Annotated in this window: 15 protein-coding genes; 4 read left to right on the forward strand and 11 right to left on the reverse strand. The window is 61.7% G+C overall.

The genetic code is table 11. The features are described 5' to 3' along the window. Window positions 1-90 precede the first annotated feature (90 nt). Both BMOU_RS02285 and hxlB read left to right on the forward strand, forming a co-directional pair. Window positions 91-798, forward strand: a complete 708-nt coding sequence (locus BMOU_RS02285; protein ID WP_034874532.1) for a beta/alpha barrel domain-containing protein — start codon at window positions 91-93, stop codon at window positions 796-798. A gap of 82 nt (window positions 799-880) precedes the next feature. After that, window positions 881-1447, forward strand: coding sequence for a 6-phospho-3-hexuloisomerase (hxlB, locus tag BMOU_RS02290; protein WP_034874534.1), 567 nt, complete (start codon window positions 881-883; stop codon window positions 1445-1447). 161 nt (window positions 1448-1608) lie between these two features. On the opposite strand, the gene BMOU_RS02295 is transcribed toward hxlB, so the two are convergent. From BMOU_RS02295 to BMOU_RS02315, 5 genes are all read right to left on the reverse strand, one after another. Then, window positions 1609-3585, reverse strand: coding sequence for an ABC transporter ATP-binding protein (locus BMOU_RS02295; RefSeq protein WP_137648335.1), 1977 nt, complete (start codon window positions 3583-3585; stop codon window positions 1609-1611). 132 nt (window positions 3586-3717) lie between these two features. After that, window positions 3718-5538 (reverse strand): ABC transporter ATP-binding protein, encoded by a 1821-nt coding sequence (locus BMOU_RS02300; protein ID WP_034874538.1) that lies wholly within the window; start codon window positions 5536-5538, stop codon window positions 3718-3720. Continuing rightward, on the reverse strand, window positions 5535-6116 hold the full coding sequence (locus BMOU_RS02305) for a MarR family winged helix-turn-helix transcriptional regulator (protein WP_235143664.1): 582 nt from the start codon (window positions 6114-6116) through the stop codon (window positions 5535-5537). Before BMOU_RS02305 ends, BMOU_RS02300 begins: the two co-directional genes overlap by 4 nt. Window positions 6117-6271: 155 nt before the next feature. Further along, window positions 6272-6919, reverse strand: a complete 648-nt coding sequence (locus tag BMOU_RS02310; protein ID WP_081738459.1) for a sugar O-acetyltransferase — start codon at window positions 6917-6919, stop codon at window positions 6272-6274. A 183-nt stretch (window positions 6920-7102) separates the two neighbouring features. Further along, a complete protein-coding gene (locus tag BMOU_RS02315) occupies window positions 7103-9349 on the reverse strand; it encodes an exo-alpha-(1->6)-L-arabinopyranosidase (RefSeq protein WP_034874542.1) in 2247 nt (748 codons plus the stop codon). A gap of 188 nt (window positions 9350-9537) precedes the next feature. Here BMOU_RS02315 and BMOU_RS02320 point away from each other — a divergent pair, with 188 nt between their 5' ends. Continuing rightward, window positions 9538-10116, forward strand: coding sequence for a TetR/AcrR family transcriptional regulator (locus BMOU_RS02320; protein WP_034874543.1), 579 nt, complete (start codon window positions 9538-9540; stop codon window positions 10114-10116). A 161-nt stretch (window positions 10117-10277) separates the two neighbouring features. On the opposite strand, the gene BMOU_RS02325 is transcribed toward BMOU_RS02320, so the two are convergent. The 3 genes from BMOU_RS02325 to BMOU_RS02335 form a co-directional block, all read right to left on the reverse strand. Continuing rightward, window positions 10278-11315, reverse strand: coding sequence for a Gfo/Idh/MocA family protein (locus tag BMOU_RS02325; protein WP_034874544.1), 1038 nt, complete (start codon window positions 11313-11315; stop codon window positions 10278-10280). Window positions 11316-11396: 81 nt separating this feature from the next. After that, the gene (locus BMOU_RS02330) at window positions 11397-12737 is read right to left on the reverse strand and encodes an L-lactate MFS transporter (RefSeq protein ID WP_326928882.1); all 1341 of its coding nucleotides are present in this window, start codon (window positions 12735-12737) and stop codon (window positions 11397-11399) included. Beyond that, window positions 12738-13613 (reverse strand): SDR family NAD(P)-dependent oxidoreductase, encoded by an 876-nt coding sequence (locus BMOU_RS02335; protein ID WP_034874546.1) that lies wholly within the window; start codon window positions 13611-13613, stop codon window positions 12738-12740. 102 nt (window positions 13614-13715) lie between these two features. On the opposite strand from BMOU_RS02335, the gene BMOU_RS02340 reads away from it, so the two are divergent. Then, window positions 13716-14597: a MerR family transcriptional regulator gene (locus BMOU_RS02340; RefSeq protein WP_034874547.1), complete on the forward strand. Its 882-nt coding sequence runs from the start codon at window positions 13716-13718 to the stop codon at window positions 14595-14597. A 113-nt stretch (window positions 14598-14710) separates the two neighbouring features. Here BMOU_RS02340 and BMOU_RS02345 read toward each other — a convergent pair whose 3' ends face one another. The 3 genes from BMOU_RS02345 to BMOU_RS02355 form a co-directional block, all read right to left on the reverse strand. Further along, entirely contained in the window at window positions 14711-15160 is a 450-nt protein-coding gene (locus tag BMOU_RS02345) for a PH domain-containing protein (RefSeq protein WP_034874550.1), read from the reverse strand. A 173-nt stretch (window positions 15161-15333) separates the two neighbouring features. Beyond that, complete coding sequence (locus tag BMOU_RS02350) at window positions 15334-16788, reverse strand: MDR family MFS transporter (RefSeq protein WP_034874552.1); 1455 nt, start codon at window positions 16786-16788, stop codon at window positions 15334-15336. 103 nt (window positions 16789-16891) lie between these two features. After that, the gene (locus tag BMOU_RS02355) at window positions 16892-17437 is read right to left on the reverse strand and encodes a MarR family winged helix-turn-helix transcriptional regulator (RefSeq protein WP_235143665.1); all 546 of its coding nucleotides are present in this window, start codon (window positions 17435-17437) and stop codon (window positions 16892-16894) included. Window positions 17438-17446 lie beyond the last annotated feature (9 nt).

Consider the following 17446-nt stretch of genomic DNA (forward strand, 5'->3'; position numbering starts at 1 on the left):
ATGCCGCACCTCCGGGCAAGCACACCCAAAAACATCCCAAAGACAGCCATCAACGGACTTTTGTCAACGATTGACAAGGAGCACACCATCATGACCGCACCATTCAGCGATCCGCACTTCGCCATTTCGCTGTATTGCAGCGATTTCCGCAACCCCGCCGCACAGGTCGAGGTGTTGAACAACTACGCCGATTCCTACCATGTCGACATCATGGACGGCCACTTCTCCCCCAGCATGGGCCTGTGCACCACCTGGATCGAGCAGATGATGCCACTGTGCTCGCTGCGCAAGGAAGTGCACATGATGGTCACCGACATCGACCATTGGATCGACCAGCTGGTCGCCGCGGGAGCCACCATGCTGACCCCGCACGTCGAATCACTGGGCGCGCACGCCTTCCGCACGCTGCGCATCATCCGGGAGAACGGCTGCGGCGCCGGCATCGCCGTCAACCCGCTCACCTCGTTCTCCGAAATGGAGAATCTGCTGGAACGCATCGACCTCGTGACCGTCATGACGGTGGAGATCGGCTACTCCGGCGAACCGCTGATTCCCGAAACCCTGAACAAGATCGAACGTCTGGCGCAGTTCCGCGACGCGCACGGACTCAACTATGAGATCCAGATCGACGGTTCGTGCAATGAGAGGAACTTCAAGCGCATGCGCGAAGTCGGCGCCGACACGTTCGTCCTCGGCAACACCGGCATCTTCAAGCGCTCCCCCGACATCGAAGAGGCCTGGCACATGACCATGGCGGCCTACGAGGAATCCACCGGCGAAAAGGTCCGCATCCGCTGACCGGCCGTTCCATTCCGCAATCCGCCTCATCCCGCAATCCCAGATCACGCACATACACCACACATACGTAAAGGAAATCATCATGACCACCGCAACCTCTTTCCGTGAATGCGAGCGCATCATCGTCAACGAGCTGGCCGACGTGCTCGACAACGTCGACGAGACCCAGATCGACCGGCTGGTCGACATGATCACCGGCGCCCGCAAGGTGTTCTTCGTGGGCGTCGGCCGCGTCGAACTCGCCCTCGAGGCCATCGCCAAGCGCCTGGCACACCTTGGCATCGACACCGTGATGGTCGGCCAGATCACCGAGCCGGCCATCTGCGACAAGGACCTGCTGATCGTCGGTTCCGGCTCCGGAAAGACCGGCTTCCCGCTGTTCATCGCGGGCAAGGCCAAGTCGTTCGGCGCGAAGGTGGCACGCATCGGCATCGTCGAGGACTGCCCGATGAAGGAATATACCGACCTGTTCGTGCATGTGCCGGCCGCGGGCAAGCCGGGTTCGGGCACCAAGCCGAGCGAGCAGCCGATGACCAGCCTGTTCGAGCAGTCGTTGCTGCTGGTCGGCGACGCGATCGCCATGAGCCTGGTGCGCGGGCGGGGCATCGACCTCGACTCGCTATGGGAGTTCCACGCGAATCTCGAGTAGTTTTCCGCGCTGTTTCGGCTTGGTCGCCTGCGTAGCGACCGGGCCGAAACGGCACCCGCCGCAACGACAATGGCCGTGGCCCCTGCCGATTCACATGGGTGAATCCGGCGGGGGCCACGGCCATTTCGGTCGGTTTGGAGTTCCGGCCAGCCGAACCGAGCCTACTCCAGTTCCACGGCGCCCGTGTACAGCTGGTAGTACTCGCCCTTCTGCGCGATGAGTTCGTCATGCGAGCCGCGCTCGATGATGCGGCCATGGTCGAGCACCATGATCACATCGGAGTTGCGCACGGTCGACAGGCGGTGTGCGATCACGAACACGGTACGTCCCTTCATGAGGTTGTCCATGCCGGCCTGCACCACTTCCTCGGTACGGGTATCGATGGACGAGGTCGCCTCGTCGAGGATCATCGCCGGAGGATCGGCCACCGCGGCTCGCGCGATGGAAATCAGCTGGCGCTGGCCCTGCGACAGGCCCGAACCATCGCCTTCAAGCACGGTCTGGTATCCGTTCGGCAGCATGCGGATGAAGCTGTCGGCATTGGTCAGGCGTGCGGCTTCGATGCATTCCTCATCAGTGGCGTCGAGCCGGCCGTAACGGATGTTGTCCATCACGGTGCCGGTGAACAGGTTCACATCCTGCAGCACGATGCCGAGCGAACGGCGCAGATCCGGCTTGCGGATGCCCTTGACGGAGATGCCGTCGTACAGGATCATGCCTTCCTGAATGTCGTAGAAGCGGTTGATCAGATTCGTCACCGTGGTCTTGCCCGCACCCGTCGCGCCGACCAATGCGACCTTCTGACCGGGCTTCGCGAACCAGGTGATGTCATGCAGCACCGGCTTGTCGGGACTGTAGCCGAAGGTCACGTCGGTGAAGCGTACGTCGCCCTGCAGCAGGGTCAGGCGGCCGTCAGGCGAGGTGATCGCGTTTTCACGGGCCTTCATCGCCACCTCGGCGGCGCGCGGGCTCAACGCGTGCGCGGCCTTGAGCGAACGGGTGCCGTCGTCGCCTTCCTCACGCTTCCATGCCCAGTGGCCGGTTTCATGGTCGACCTCGGTCATGGTGCGGCCATCGGAGGCGAGTTCCACATTCACCAATGTCACGGAGCCGCCGTCATCCTCCGGCTTTTCATCCATAAGCATGAAGATGCGGGAGGCGCCCGCAAGCGCCATCATCACCATGTTGAACTGCATGGAGACCTGGCCCAGCGGGTTGATGAAGGAACGGGACAACGTCAGCAGTGAAATCAGCGAGCCAAGCGTCAACGTGCCAAAGCCGGACAGCCCGAAGTTGCCGACGCCGGACAGCGCCATGAAACCGCCGACGACGGCAAGCAGGATGTACAGCATGTACCCCATGTTGCCGACGATCGGCATGGTCACGTTGCCCCACGTGTTCGCTTCCGCGGAGGCCTCGAACAGTCGCTCGTTCCTTACGTCGAAGTCCTGCTGCGTGGCGTCCTCGTGATTGAAGACCTTGATGACCTTCTGGCCGTTGACCGATTCCTCGACGAATGCGTTCACGTCGCCGATTTCGATCTGCTGTTTGACGAAGTAGCGGCCGGAACGGGACACTATCCTGCGCACCACCGCGAACAGCAGCGCGGAGAAGACCAGCACGAAGACGGTGACCGGCACGGAAAGCCACAGCATCGACACGAGTGCCGCGATTGCGGAGATCGCGGACGAGAACATCTGCGGGAACGACTGGCTGATGGCCTGGCGCAGCGTGTCCGTATCGTTGGTGTAGCGGCTCATGATGTCGCCGTGCTCATTGGTGTCGAAGTAACGGATCGGCAGACTCTGCTGATGCGCGAACATGTCGTCGCGGATCTTCTTGAGCGTGCCCTGTTCGACGGTGACGATCAGCCACTGCCACAGCCAGCTGCAGAAGATGCCGGCCGCATACAGGCATCCCATAAGCGTCAGCGCACGCAACAGCGGGCCCCAATCGGGATCGTCGGCCCCGACCATGGGCAGAATGTAGCTGTCGATCAGTGATTGCAGGAATAGCGCGGACCCGGCCTGCGCCGCGGCTGCGATCAGAATGCACAGCACCACGATGGCCACACGCCACTTGTATTGGAAGATATAGCCGAAGATGCGTTTGGTGGTGCCGGGAGCGGCTTTCTGCATCGGGCCGCCAGGTCCGCCCTGCGGCCTTCCCTGCTCACGCTCGGCGGTCTTCAGTTCGTCGACCGCCTCCTGGCGCTCGTTCATCTCGGTTTCTTCATCGATGATCATTTCAGTCATTGCTCACTCCTCCTTTCACTGAAGTTCCTCAGGACGTGCCTGGTTCTTGGTCTGCGATTCGTAGATGGACCGGTACTCGTCGCAGCTTGCGAGCAGCTCGTCGTGCGTGCCGGAGGCCATGATATGGCCGGCATCCATGACGAGAATCATGTCGGACTCCTGCACCGAAGCCACGCGCTGCGCGATGATGATCTTCGTGGTATCGGGAATCTCGTTGTGGAACGCCGCACGGATCAGCTGGTCGGTTTTGGTGTCGACCGCGGAAGTGGAGTCGTCGAGGATGAGGATCTTCGGCTTCTTCAGCAATGCACGGGCGATGCACAGGCGTTGGCGTTGGCCTCCGGAGACGTTGGTGCCGCCCTGTTCGATGTACGTATCGTACTTATCGGGGAATTCCTGGATGAATCCGTCGGCCTGGGCCAGCTGGCATGCATGACGAATCTCCTCGTCGGTGGCGTTCGGATTGCCCCAACGCAGGTTTTCGGCGATGGTTCCCGAGAACAGCACGTTCTTCTGCAGCACCATGGCCACCTGGTCGCGCAGCACTTCGAGGTCGTAGTCGCGTACGTCGACGCCGCCGACCTTGAGCGAGCCTTCGCTCACGTCGTACAGTCGGGGCACGAGCTGCACCAGACTGGACTTGGCGGAACCGGTGCCGCCGACGATGCCGACGGTCATGCCGGAACGGATCCTGAGATTGATGTCGTCCAGCACCGGCTTCTCGGAACTGTCGGAATAGCGGAAGGTCACGTGATCGAAGTCGATCGAACCATCGGCGACCTCCCTGACCGGATCGGCCGGATTGGTGACGGTGCTTTCCTCATTGAGGATCTGGCAGATTCGCTCGGCGGAGGCCTGGGAGATGATGAACATCACGAAGATCATGGAAAGCATCATCATGGCCATGAGGATCTGCATGGCATAGGTGACCAGTGCGGTCAGATCGCCGGTGGTCAGTCCCAACGCCGCATTGTTGCCGGAGGCGACGATCTGCTGCGCGCCCATCCATGCGATGAGGATCATGGTGCCGTAGACGCAGATCATCATCAGCGGGTTGTTGAAGCTCATGATGCGTTCGGCCTTGGTGAAATCCTTGAAGATCCGCTCGGAAATACGGCCGAACTTGCCGATCTCATGCGATTCGCGGTTGTACGACTTGACCACGCGGATGCCCTGCAGGTTCTCATCGACCACGTTGTTGAGCTCATCATAGGTGTGGAACACACGCTCGAACACCGGGTGCACGATGATGGCCAGACCGCACAGGCCGATCGCGAGAATCGGGATGCAGGCGAGGAACACCAAAGAGATCGACGGGCTGATGCGGAACGAGAAGATCCATGCCACGACCACCATGATCGGGGCACGTACGCCCATGCGAATCATCATGCCGTAGGCGTTCTGCAGGTTGGTCACATCGGTGGTGAGCCTGGTGATGATCGAACCGGTGGAGAACTTGTCGATGTTCGTGAAGCTGAAGCCCTGGACCTTCTCGAACTGATCCTTGCGCAGGTTCTTCGCAAGGCCCGCCGCGGCGATCGCCGCGAATTTTCCGGCAAGGAACCCCGATGCCAGAGAGAACATCGAACACACGAACAGGATCACGCCGAATTTGATGATCGCCGGCATGCTGCCACCGGAGATGCCCTGATCGATCAGGGACGCCATCACCGTCGGAATCAGAATCTCCAGCACGCTTTCCACCGCCACGAACACGGGCGCCAGCACGCTGTCCCTTCGGTATTCGCGCAGGGATCTGCCCAGCGTGCGTATTATATGCTGTTTCGGTTTCGGCTGGTTCTTCACGGCCGAAACCGTTTGCGCTGTCACGCTCACTCCTCTTCCTTTCCTTCGTTTCCCGCCGGCGGATCGCAGATCGCCAGACTGGAGTAACGGCTTTCGTCTCCGATCCTGCCCGTCTCCACCAAATTGGATTGCATCATGTCAAGCACCTGCATGAACCGACGGATGTCGTCGTCGCTCAGTCCCTGCAGCAGTATGCCTTCCATGGCGATGGCGCTTTCACGCAACGCTTCGGCGATGTCACGGGATTTCTCGGTCAAGACTATTTTCTTGAGCCGTGCGTCCCGCGGCACCGATTCGCGCGCGATCAGCCCTTTTTTCTCCATGAGTCCGAGCACTCTGCTTGACGTCGATCTGGTCACGCCGAAGCGCCGCTCCACATCCTGCGGAAAGATCTCACGCTCCGAATGGCGAGCGAGGAAGGTGATGATGTCGATGTTGCCACCGCTCAATCCCTCCACCTGCTCGGGATGCGTCGCCGCAAGATACCGGTTGATGACGTTGTGCAGCGATCGGATGGCGACGCTCGGCGGCTTGCATACGCCTTGGTCCCACGCTTCGGCGAACGCCGGGTTCACCGAAGCCGTCCCGTTGTTCCGTTCATCTGTCACGCGTCACATGATAACCCGTTGCACATACAACAGTTGCACATACAACATTCCGCGTGTCGCCGGAGCGAGCGTCCGGCGAGGCCATCCGTGCGACCATTCATGAACCTCGCGCCGCCAAGCGGCCAGGGCACCTTGGAATTACATGACAGACAGGGTCACGCCGCGTCACGCGCCCTGATGCGCTCCATGAATCCGGTGCGGTCCTCTTCCGTGATCTCACGCAACACGCGCGCGGGATTGCCGACGGCGATGCAGTTCGCCGGAATATCGTGCGTCACGACGGCGCCGGCACCGATGACGGCGCCATCGCCGATGGTCACGCCACCGAGCACGGTCACATGGCCACCCAACCACACGCCGTTGCCGATCACGATCGGCTTGGCCTGGCATGCGCCGTTCCTGCGCTCCTCGAAATCCAAGGCGTGATTGGTGGCGAACAGGCCGACCATCGGCGCGATCCACACATAGTCGCCGAGTGTGATCGGCGCGTTGTCGAGCATCACGCAATCGAAATTGATGTAGGCATGCGAGCCGATGGTGATGTTACGGCCGACCTCGCAGCGGAAGTTCGGTTCGATGAACACGTCCTCGCCGACCGATCTGAACAGCCGCTCCATGATCCCGCGCCGGCGTTCGACATCCTCGTAATCGGTTCCGTTGTATTCGACGAACAGCTTCTTCGCTTCGGCGCGCTTGCGTTCGATGTCCGGATGCGAGTCCTGGTACACCTCACCGGCCACCATCAGCTCCCACTCGTGGCGACCAGCTTCGCTCATGCCCGCCGTTTCGTCAATCTCGGTCATTGTGCCTCCTTGCATGCACTCGTCGTTCCGCCCATATTACTTGTACTTGGGCGAAACGCCACTCACCAGCGGATACGCCGGTGGATTTCTCGGTAATGGGGAAGGCCGGGAGCCTGGTCCGCACCGGTTCATTCGCGGACCAGACCCTCGGCCTAAGCCTGTTTGGGATTCCTCTCGACCGCCCTACTTGGCGACCTTGGCGTATTCGTCGAGCATGAATGCGGTGATCTTCTTGCCGCCCTCGCTCATGAGCATCGGCATGGAATTGATCGGCATGGACTTGAGGAACATGCGCATCATGTCGTTGTCGGGCATCTTCGGCAGATTGCCGGCCTCACCTTCGGCATACACGGATGCGACGATCTTGGAGCCGGTCGGGTCCTCGGACCATTCGCCGAAGGTGGACCATTCGGTGAGCGGCTCGGACTTGCCGTCGCCGTCAAGCTCGACCACACCGGTGCCGGCGATGTCACGGCTGGAGGTGCCGACCTCGACGGTGTACGCGCCGGATTCGACATGCCAGCCGTTGAATTTCTCGGACCAGTAGGCGAAGGCGCGCTCGTCCAGGTCGAAGCTCACCTCGGCGGATTCGCCCGCCTTGAGGAACACCTTCCGGAAGCCCTTGAGCTCGTGGACCGGGCGCGCCACGGAGGCCTTGCCCGGAGCGACGTACACCTGCACGGTTTCGGCGGCGTCCACGTCGGAGACATTCTTTACGACCGCGCTCACGGAAGCGGTGTTGTCTCCGGTCCTGGCGACCTTCACGTCGGACACTTCGAAGGTGGCGTAGCTCAGGCCGTAGCCGAACGGATAGTCGACCGCCTTACCGTAGGTGTCGTAGTAGCGGTAGCCGACGAACACGCCCTCACCGTAGTCGACGTGGCCTTCCTCACCCGGCCAGTTGATCATGCTCGGATCGTCGTTGATGTCCATCGGTACGGTCTGCGCGAGCTTGCCGGAGGGGCTGACATGTCCGAAGATCACGTCGGCGAGCGCCGGTCCGCCGGCCTGGCCGAGCAGCCAGGATTCGAGGATGCCCTTGGCATTGGCCGCCCACGGGGCCACGGAGACGACGGAGCCGTTGGAGAGCACGACCACGATGTTCCTGTTTTCGGCGGCGACGGCTTCGAGCAGTTCGATCTGCTTGGCCGGAATGTCAAGGGTTTCGCGGTCGAAGCCTTCAGATTCCGCGGCTTCCGGCAGGCCCAGGAACATGAGCACCACGTCGGCGCCCTTGGCGGTTTCGACGGCCTCGGCGGCCATTGCGGCGTCGGCCGGCTCGAGGTCGAGGGTGAAGCCCGGCGCGAACCTGACATCCACACCGCGTGCGGTGAGCGTGTCGAGGAAGCCGGTCATCCTGGTCGGGGTGATATGCGAGGATCCGCCGCCCTGATAGCGCGGGGTGCGGGCGAATTCGCCGATGACGGCGACCTTCGCGTCGGAGGAGACCGGCAGGATGGCGTCGTCGTTCTTGAGCAGCACCATGGACTCCACGGCGGCCTGGTGGGCCACTTCGTCGTGGGCGTCCACGTCGAAACGGTAGCCCTCAACGCTCATGGCGGCGCGGGTCTTGTCGACCAGATCGATCATGCCCTGCGCCATCCTGTCGAGCTGTTCGGGCTGGATGCGGCCGTCGCGGGCGGCGTAGACGATCTGATCGTCGGTGTAGCTCGGCGGCATTTCGAGGTTGAGCCCGGCATTGAGGGAGGCGACGCGATCATGATCGGCGCCCCAGTCGCTCATGACGATGCCTTCGAAGCCCCATTCGTCACGCAGTACGTCGGTGAGCAGCCAGTGGTTCTGCGCGGAGTGCACGCCGTTGATGCGGTTGTAGGAGCACATGATGGTCCACGGCTGGGCCTCCTTGACGATGTGCTCGAAGGCCGGGAAGTAGATTTCACGCAGCGCGCGCTGGGAGATGTTGGCGGAGACGCGCAGGCGGTCGGTTTCCTGGTTGTTGGCGGCGAAGTGCTTGAGTGAGGTGCCGACGCCCTTGGACTGCACGCCCGATACGATGCCGATGGCCTCGTGGCCGGCCAGATACGGGTCTTCGGACCAGTATTCGAAGCAGCGGCCGCCGAGTGGGTTGCGTTTGATGTTGACGCCCGGGCCGAGGATCACGGCCACCTTTTCCTGGATGCATTCCTCCGCCATGGCCTCGCCCACTTGGTGGATGAGTTCCGGATTCCAGGAGCTGGACAGACCCGCGGCCGGCGGGAAGCAGGTTGCCGGCACGGAATCGTTCAGGTCGGTTTCGCCGGTGCTGGATGCCAGCGACTTACGCAGACCGTGGGGGCCGTCGGTGATCATATAGCCGGGGATGCCCTTGGATTCCACGCCCTGCAGATGCCATGCGTCGCCACCGGAGGTCAGTGATGCCTTCTCCTCGAGAGTCAGGTCGTTGACTTCAGGGTAGGTGCTTTCGCTCATGCGAACCTCTTTCGTTTGCTCGGCAAGAATTCAACCCCGAATTCTTTACCAACCGATTGGTAGGTACTTTATCAAAATTAGATACACGACACGCCAATCATCTTTGGAATTTCAACCAACCGACCGTAAGGTAATCCCAGCTTCCCCGCTTTGGCGAGGAGTACCAGCTGAACTATCTAGGAGAGAACATGGCCAACGACGAAGTCGACCGCAGAAGAGAGATCCTTGAGGCGGCGGTCGAACTGTTCGGCACACTCGGCTACTACGGAACGTCGCTGCAGAAGATAGCCACCATGGTCGGCCTGACCAAGGCCGGCGTATTGCACTACGTCGGCAGCAAGGAAGGTCTGCTGCACGCGGTGCTCGACGAGATGTACGATCGGGAAACCGAGGACCTCACCGCCGGCATGGTACGTGACGAACATCCGAATATCGCCGAAATGTGGCGTAAGACCGTGGCGATCAACGCCAAACGCCCCAAGCTGGTGCACATGTTCTCCACCTTGAGCGCCGAGGCGCTGAATCCGGACCATCCCGCGCACGACTACTTCGCCACGCGCGAGGAACGCATCGTGGACGTGGCCGCGAACATCCGCTGGCATGTGCCCGAAGGCGTGGACGCAGAACGGGTGCTACGTGCCGGATTCGCGATGATGGACGGCGTGCAGCTGCGCTGGCTTCGCAAACCCGGCCAGGATCTCAACGCCATGTGGGCCGAATGCGAGGACGTGCTCTTTCCGCTGCCTCAGTGGGATGGCTACCGCTAGACGCCAAAAACCTCCGCCCACTGGAACAATCACCCCGCTAAGAAGCATCCCAGCGGGGCATGACCTCCAGTGGGTGGAGGAATCAAGACGCGGAAGACGAAAGCACAAGGCGGCGCGCGACCCGTCCCACGAATCACCGCAGATCCACCGAAGACCGGTGTCTACAACGTCACCATGGCGCCTTCATCCGCCGCCTTCTTGACGGCGTTGAGCACCTCCAGCGATCTGATGGCGTCTTCCGGAGTGACAATCGGTTCCGCCTCGCCACGCAGCACCTTCAGATAGTGCGCCAGTTGCAGGCGATGCGGCAGTCCCTCCTTCACGCCCTGAATCTCACAGGTGAGCGGCTTCGTCCAGTCGCTCACGCCGTCCCGATAGGTGAAAAGCCGCAGCCTCGGCAAAGACAGCGACCCCTTGGTGCCCATGATGAGGTACGCGTCGGTGTCGAACGGCGCGAAGAACGGGTTCTCACGCGCGGTCGCCTCCCAATTCCACGGGCTGGCCGCCGCATCGGAAAGCGTGATCGACCCGAGTGCGCCGGATGCGAAACGCATATTGACCACCGCGGAATCCTCCACTTCGAATCCGCGGGTGCCGTTGGCCGACATGCCCTGTATTTCGGTGGGCTCCCCGATCAGGTAGCGCATGAGATCCACGTCATGCACCATGTTCACGAGAATAGGGCCGGCGCCCTGTTGCCTGCGCCACGGAATGTCGTAGTACGTGTCCGGCTTGTAGATGTTGTAGTGCACGGAAACCGTCACGATGCGGCCGAGCACGCCGGAATCGATGATTTCCTTGGCACGCTGCACTTTCGGATTATGGCGTCGATGCTGGCCGACAAGCACCGGCAGGCCGATTGTGCGAGCTTCATCCGCGAATGCGCGGGCGTCGTCCAGGTCGTCGCTGATCGGTTTTTCCACCAGCGGCGGCACGCCATGTTCGAGCGCCGCGCGCGCCATGGACAGATGCAGGCCGTTCGGCGATGCGATCACCACGCCGTCAAGCGCCACATGATCGAACATGTCATTGCAGTCCGCATACCATTCGACGCCGATGGATTTCGCCAATTCCTCCGACTCGGGCATCGGATCGGCAATCGCCACCAGTTTCGCGTCGGGATTGTCCTGAATGTAGCGGATATGGTCGCGCCCCATGGCACCGGCGCCGATTACGGCAAGCTTGAGCTGTCGCGTCATAAGAAACCCCTTTGTTTGCATTGTTTCGCAGTGTTTCACTGTCGGATTGTTCTTCGGACCGTTGTCGGATAATCCTTCGGATCATTCCGAGGTCGCACCCTGCCTGCGTTTCGGCATCATGGTGCCGGCCTTCCTGACCCTCGCCGCAAGCAGCAACGTGACGGCGAGGCCGACGAGGGTGATCGCGGCCGCGGCATAGAACGCGTTGCGGTACCCGACCGTCTCGTCGAACAGGCTGGTGGCGATGCGCGGGCCGATCCATGCACCCAGCGCGTAGCCCAGGAACATGATGCCGTAGTTGATGCCCAGATGCTTCGTTCCGAACGTCTCGCCGGTCAGCGGCGGATAAATCACCAGCAGGGCGCCGAACGCGAATCCGAGCACGATCACGCAGGCGATGAAGAACGGCGCGTTCACCGCGAACGACATGGCCACCATCGCCAGCGCGGTGGCGACCAGCATCACGGCAAGGCACCTGAATGCGCCCAATTTGTCATAGAGGGCGCCGAACGCAAGACGACCCACGAAATTCGACAACGTGTTGATCGACACCACCATCGCCCCGAATGCGGCTGCGGTCATCGCACCGACCTGACCGACCTGATACTGGGCGATCGAGGACAGCGCACCGACAAGCATGGTGCCGGCGGTCGCTGCGGCCGCGTAGACGAGCAACAGCACATAGAATCGCGGCGAGGCGAGCATCGCCTTCCAATCGAAGCCGCCATCGTCTTCGGCATTGTCGGCGGAGGTTGCGGAAGTAGGCGGATTCCAGCATTTCGGACGGTACCCTTCCGGCACCGGCGAGACGAACAGCGATCCCAGCGTGATGGCGATCCAGAATGTCACGCCAAGAATCTTCAGCGCGGTGGAGACACCGAACGTGCTCGACAGGAAGCTGGCTATCGGCGACAGCGTGGCCGGCCCGATGGCGGCCGCGGCAAGCAGGATGCCGGACGCCTTGCCGCGGATGTCGGGGAACCAGCGTTGCGCGGTGGTGAGCGTCGGGTTGTACACCAGGCCATTCCCCATGCCGGCGATCACACCGTGGCACAGATACAGCATCGGAATGCTGGTGGCCATGCCGGTCAGGAACCAGCCGAGGCCGAACACCAGACCGCCGACGAGCATGACCTTGCGCGGCCCGAATCTGTCGGAAATACGGCCCGAGAAGATGCCGGTGACGGCCATGACGGTCTGGAAGATGGAATACGAAAGGCTCACATCGGTTTTGCTCCACCCGTTCTGTTCGCTCAATGGCGTCAGGAACACGCTGAACAAGGCGATGGACGCCACGAAGAACATGACCACGAACGCGGCGGACAGGATGCCGTAACGGTTGGGTTCCTTGGTTGCGGTTGCCATAGGGCTTTCCTTTCCCGCAGTCTCCTGCGATTGACGACTGTCGTCGTTTGCCGGCACTTACAGCAGTCCGCGTTGCTTGAGCGAGTTGATGGCGAACTGACGGCGGCCGCCCGGCTTCGGCGTCAGGTCACCCATCATCAGATGGAAGCCGCCATCGACGCTCACCTCGTCGCCGTTGACGAAATCCGAACGCGGCGACGCCATCCACGCCACCGCGTTGGCGATGTCCTGCACTTCGCCGATACGACGGGAGGCGATCAGTCGTTCGCGATCCTTGGTGACCTGTGGGTCGGCGTAGAACGAGGCCGACATCGGGGTCTTCACGAAGCACGGGCACACGCAGTTGGAACGGATGCCGAACGGCCCCCATTCGGCCGCGATCATCTTGGAGAGCATGCCAAGACCCGCCTTCGCGCAGGAATACGCGCCGGAGAATGTCTCCGGAGAGTGCGAGGCGACCGTGGAGATATGCACGATCCGGCCGGATTTGTGCTGCAGCATCACCTTGCCGAACGCCTGTGAGAGGATGAACGCGCCGGTCAGGTTGACGTCGATCACGTCCTTCCAGTCCTGCAAAGGCAGATCCTCAAGCGGCGCGAACCGCAGGATGCCGACGGCGTTGACGAGCACATCGACGGTGCCGAAGTCCGCGACGATTTTATTGCGCAGGATCTCCACGTCGGCGGCGTCGGAGACATCGCAGCCATAGCCCTTCGCCTCCACGCCGTAGGTCTGCGTGATTTCGGCGGCAAACGCACGGGTGGTCTCCTCGCTTACATCCACCAACGCCAGTCGGGCGCCGGCTTTGGCAAGCTCGCCGCAGATGGCCGTGCCCATGCCACCGACCGCACCGGCCACCACGCATACGTCACCTGCCAGCCCCAGCCAGTCACGTTGCTCCGGAGCCGCATCTTCGATCATCTTTTCAGCCATAAGGGATTCTCCTTCAAAATTTTCCTCCAGTTCCACGTCTTTGTCGGAACAACCAGCACCGATGATAGACTTTGCCCCGAGGGCAAGGTCAAGGAGGACGGCATGGGCGCGGATGACGAACTGCTGACGATCGGCGAGGTGGCCAGACTGGACGGCATCACCACCAAGGCGCTGCGCTATTACGATGCGCACGGCATCTTGAAACCCGCGGCTGTCGATCCGGTGACCGGATACCGCTACTACACGCCCGACCAGATGCTTGACGTGGATGTGATGCGTATCTGCGTCTCTTCCGGAATCCCACTGGAATCACTGGAGCGGTACCGCTTTGAAAACGGTTCGCTGGATTGGCGAAGCGTGCTGGAAGCCGCGCAGTCACAGGTCGACAACCGCATCAAGCAGCTGAGATATCTGCAGACCACGATCAGCGATTACGCCGGCGAGCTGGTCCGCAAGGCACACTCCCCCGCCGACGGCGTGGTCCGTTCCGACCTGCTCCCGACATGGCTGGCCGCAACCGACTGGCCCATCGACTCCCCCTGCGACATGAAACGGTATCTGCGCACGATGACGGCCCTGCGCACGGCGATCCATGATGCGTCGGCACCGTATCTTCTACGCCGGGGCATACTTGTGGATCTGGAGCGGCGGCGGGCGTACGCCTTCCATCAGTTCGCGCCTTCGCAGCGCATGCTGGACATATTCCATTCAGGCGACCGTTCGCAAGTGGTGTGCGACTGCGATTTCCCCGGTGACGTGACCGTCATCAATCCTCCCGGAGGCCCCGCCGAAAGCCAGGTCATCGAACGCGATTCACTCGCGCGATGCTTCGACGACGGCATGACGACGGCCCAGGCGCTTACCCCTGAGGATTGGCCGCACGTCACCATGACGGAGATCTGGGGCAGCCACGCGCCCGACGGCTCGGTCCGCATCCGCCTCACCCGCCATCGCTGCACACCGCTCTATGCTTTGCAGCCGTAATTAAACTGGCACAGGACGATCCGTCAATACGGCTGGTATCCGTTGAACGGCTCTACCAGTAACGACGCCATCAACGTATGCAGCGCGGAAAGGGCAACGCCGTGCGCACCCAGCTACTGGCCGTCCGCGAAACCATCCATGTCGGGACCGTCGAAACCATCGTCGAAACCCGGAGCCTCCGGGGCGGGGCCACCGGGACCACCGATGAATTCACGGGCCGACATGCCGTTTTCCTTACGGGAGACGTCCACGGCCTCCTGCAACATCTGCCGGACTTCGAAGCCACGCACGATGTTCTTCAACACCACGACGCCATTGCCGGACGACTGGTCACGCGTGTCAAGAACCAGCGTACTCATGCCGAATAGACGCTGCAGGAGCGAACGCTCGACACTGATGTCGACGATGCGGAACAGTTTGATCAGATTGAACTTCTCGTTCAGTATGCCCGTTTTGATGCTCATCTCCTTATCGGTGAGCGTGTACACGGTGAAGGTGAACGGCGTACGGCACCAATTGCGCTTACGCTGCCTCCACAGCACATTGCCGCTTGCAACTTTCATATGGGCTCCTTTGTCTCGTACAGAAATCGCCACAACACGACGCTTCACGCACATCTTACCGGCTACCGGCCAAAACGGCCCATATCATCCGCAAGTTTTCAACAATCGATGGCATCGCAATCCGTCGGACCATGGCTGACGGATCACGATGCCATAAGCGGACCGCAGCGCCATCAGCCCACGCGCCTGGAGAAGCGGAACATGAGCAGGGCGAACACCTCACCGACCACGGCCACGCCGAAGAACACCCACATACTGGTGGAGAAGCCCGCCACATAGGCCGATGACTGGCTCATGCCCGAGGCCATGTTTGCGCTCGCGAATTCAGAGATCAGCGTGGAGGCCACGGCCGTGCCGATGGCGCCGGCAAGCTGCTGCACGGTGTTCATCACGGCGGATCCGTCGGCATTCATCGCGGCCGGCAACTGGTTCAGCGCATGGGTCTGGTCGGGCACGAGCACGAATCCGGAGGCGGCCATGAACAGCATGTAGGCCACGGCCAGCGCCCATTCATGTGAGCCCGTGCACATCATCGCAATATCCATAATGGCCACGCCCACGAATCCGCAGGCGATGAATTTCGGCGGGAAATGGCCTTTCAGGGCGCTGCCGATCAGCGGAGCGGAAATCGCGCCGATCACGGCTCCCGGCAGCAGGATCAGGGCCGCGACCATGCTGGTGTGGCCGAGGCCCCGCTGCAGCAGAATCGGCAGCAGGAAGTTGACGCCGAGCACTCCTCCGGACGACATGAGCAGAATCACCATGCCGAACGTGAAGCCGGGATACGTGAACGTGCGCACCTCAATCAACGGGTGCTCCATCCTCAGCTGTACGACGGCGAACACCGCCAGCACCACGACGGAACCGACAAGCACGGCCCAGAACCGCCAATCGCCGTTCCACTGCGCGAAGAAGCTGGCCGCGACGATGATGCCGGCCAGACCGAGCGCGATCAGCAGCAGCGACGGCGCCGACAGATACCCCTTCTCGCCATGACGGATATCGGGAATGGTTGCGGTGCCGAGCACGAAGGAAATCACCAGGAATGGAATCATGGCATAGAAGATCCAGTGCCAGTCGAGGAATTCCATGACCAGACCGCCGAATACCGGGCCGATGGCCGGTGCGGCGCAGGTCACCAGGCTGACCAGGCCGAGCATCATGCCACGCTTGTACAACGGCGCCTTCTCCAGAATGATGTTGGTCAGCAGCGGCAGCGAGACACCGGTGCCGAGCGCCATGATCAGACGGGCCGCGAGCAGCATCGGGAAGTTCAATGCGAGCGCGCCGATCAGCGTGCCGGCCGAAAACAGCACGACGGCGATGATGAACAGCATCTTCGTCGGGAAGCGACGCACCAGGAACGGGGAGGTCGGAATCGCCACCGAAAGCAGCAGCAGATAGCCGGTGGTGAGCCATTGCACCACGTCGGCGGAGATGGCGAACTCCCCCATCAACGTCGAGTAGGCGATGTTCAACGACGTTTCGGACAGGATGCCAAGGAACGTCAGGATGGCGAGCGCCACCACCACAACGATGAGCCGCCTCTCGTCCATGTATCTGCCGGATTGCCGTTCCGTCTGCGCCGCTTCCATCGGTCGTTCCCGCCGTTCCTTACTTTCCGTCATGGTTTGCCGTTCCTCTCTTTTCCATATGCGCGATGGCATCGTTTGTTCGCACGGTTCGATTTTCCGTGCGACCTACCGTTTCGTCGTATGCGATCGGGTCTCGTCATCCGTCATCAGTGTTTCGACGCGTGCCGGCCAGGCGTCGGCCACCTGCGTGGCCCATTCCCCTCCCCCGATCCGCACCCATCAGCCGATGCATGGCCCGCAGCGTGGCGACCGTGGTGGCGGCGTCCTGCGCACTGACGTCGGACAGCACGCCGCGCAGGTGTTCGTGGAACTGGCGTACGTACAGTTCGCGGATTTCCTCGGCGGCCGCGGTCAGGCTCAACGTCACCGCACGACCGTCGATGTCGGACGAATGCTTGACCACAAGGCCTTTGCCGGCCAGCTCGTTGACCAGTTTCGTAATGCTCGGCGCGGTCACTCCAAGGAAGGCGCTGATGCCGCTGACCCGTGCGACCGGGGTCGGGGATTCGGCCTGATGATTGAGATTCCAGATGGCGTCGATGACGTGCACGTGCCGTGGTTTCATGCCTTTCGGCAGTTCCGGCAACGCTTCGGTGATACGTTTCGCCGTCCAGCATGCGTCGATCAGGTCACGCACGTCATCCAGCGACAGTTGCCGTTGCCCACTCCGCGATCCCGTCATGACGCCTCC

The organism is Bifidobacterium moukalabense DSM 27321 (assembly GCF_000522505.1).
GTDB lineage: Bacteria > Actinomycetota > Actinomycetes > Actinomycetales > Bifidobacteriaceae > Bifidobacterium > Bifidobacterium moukalabense.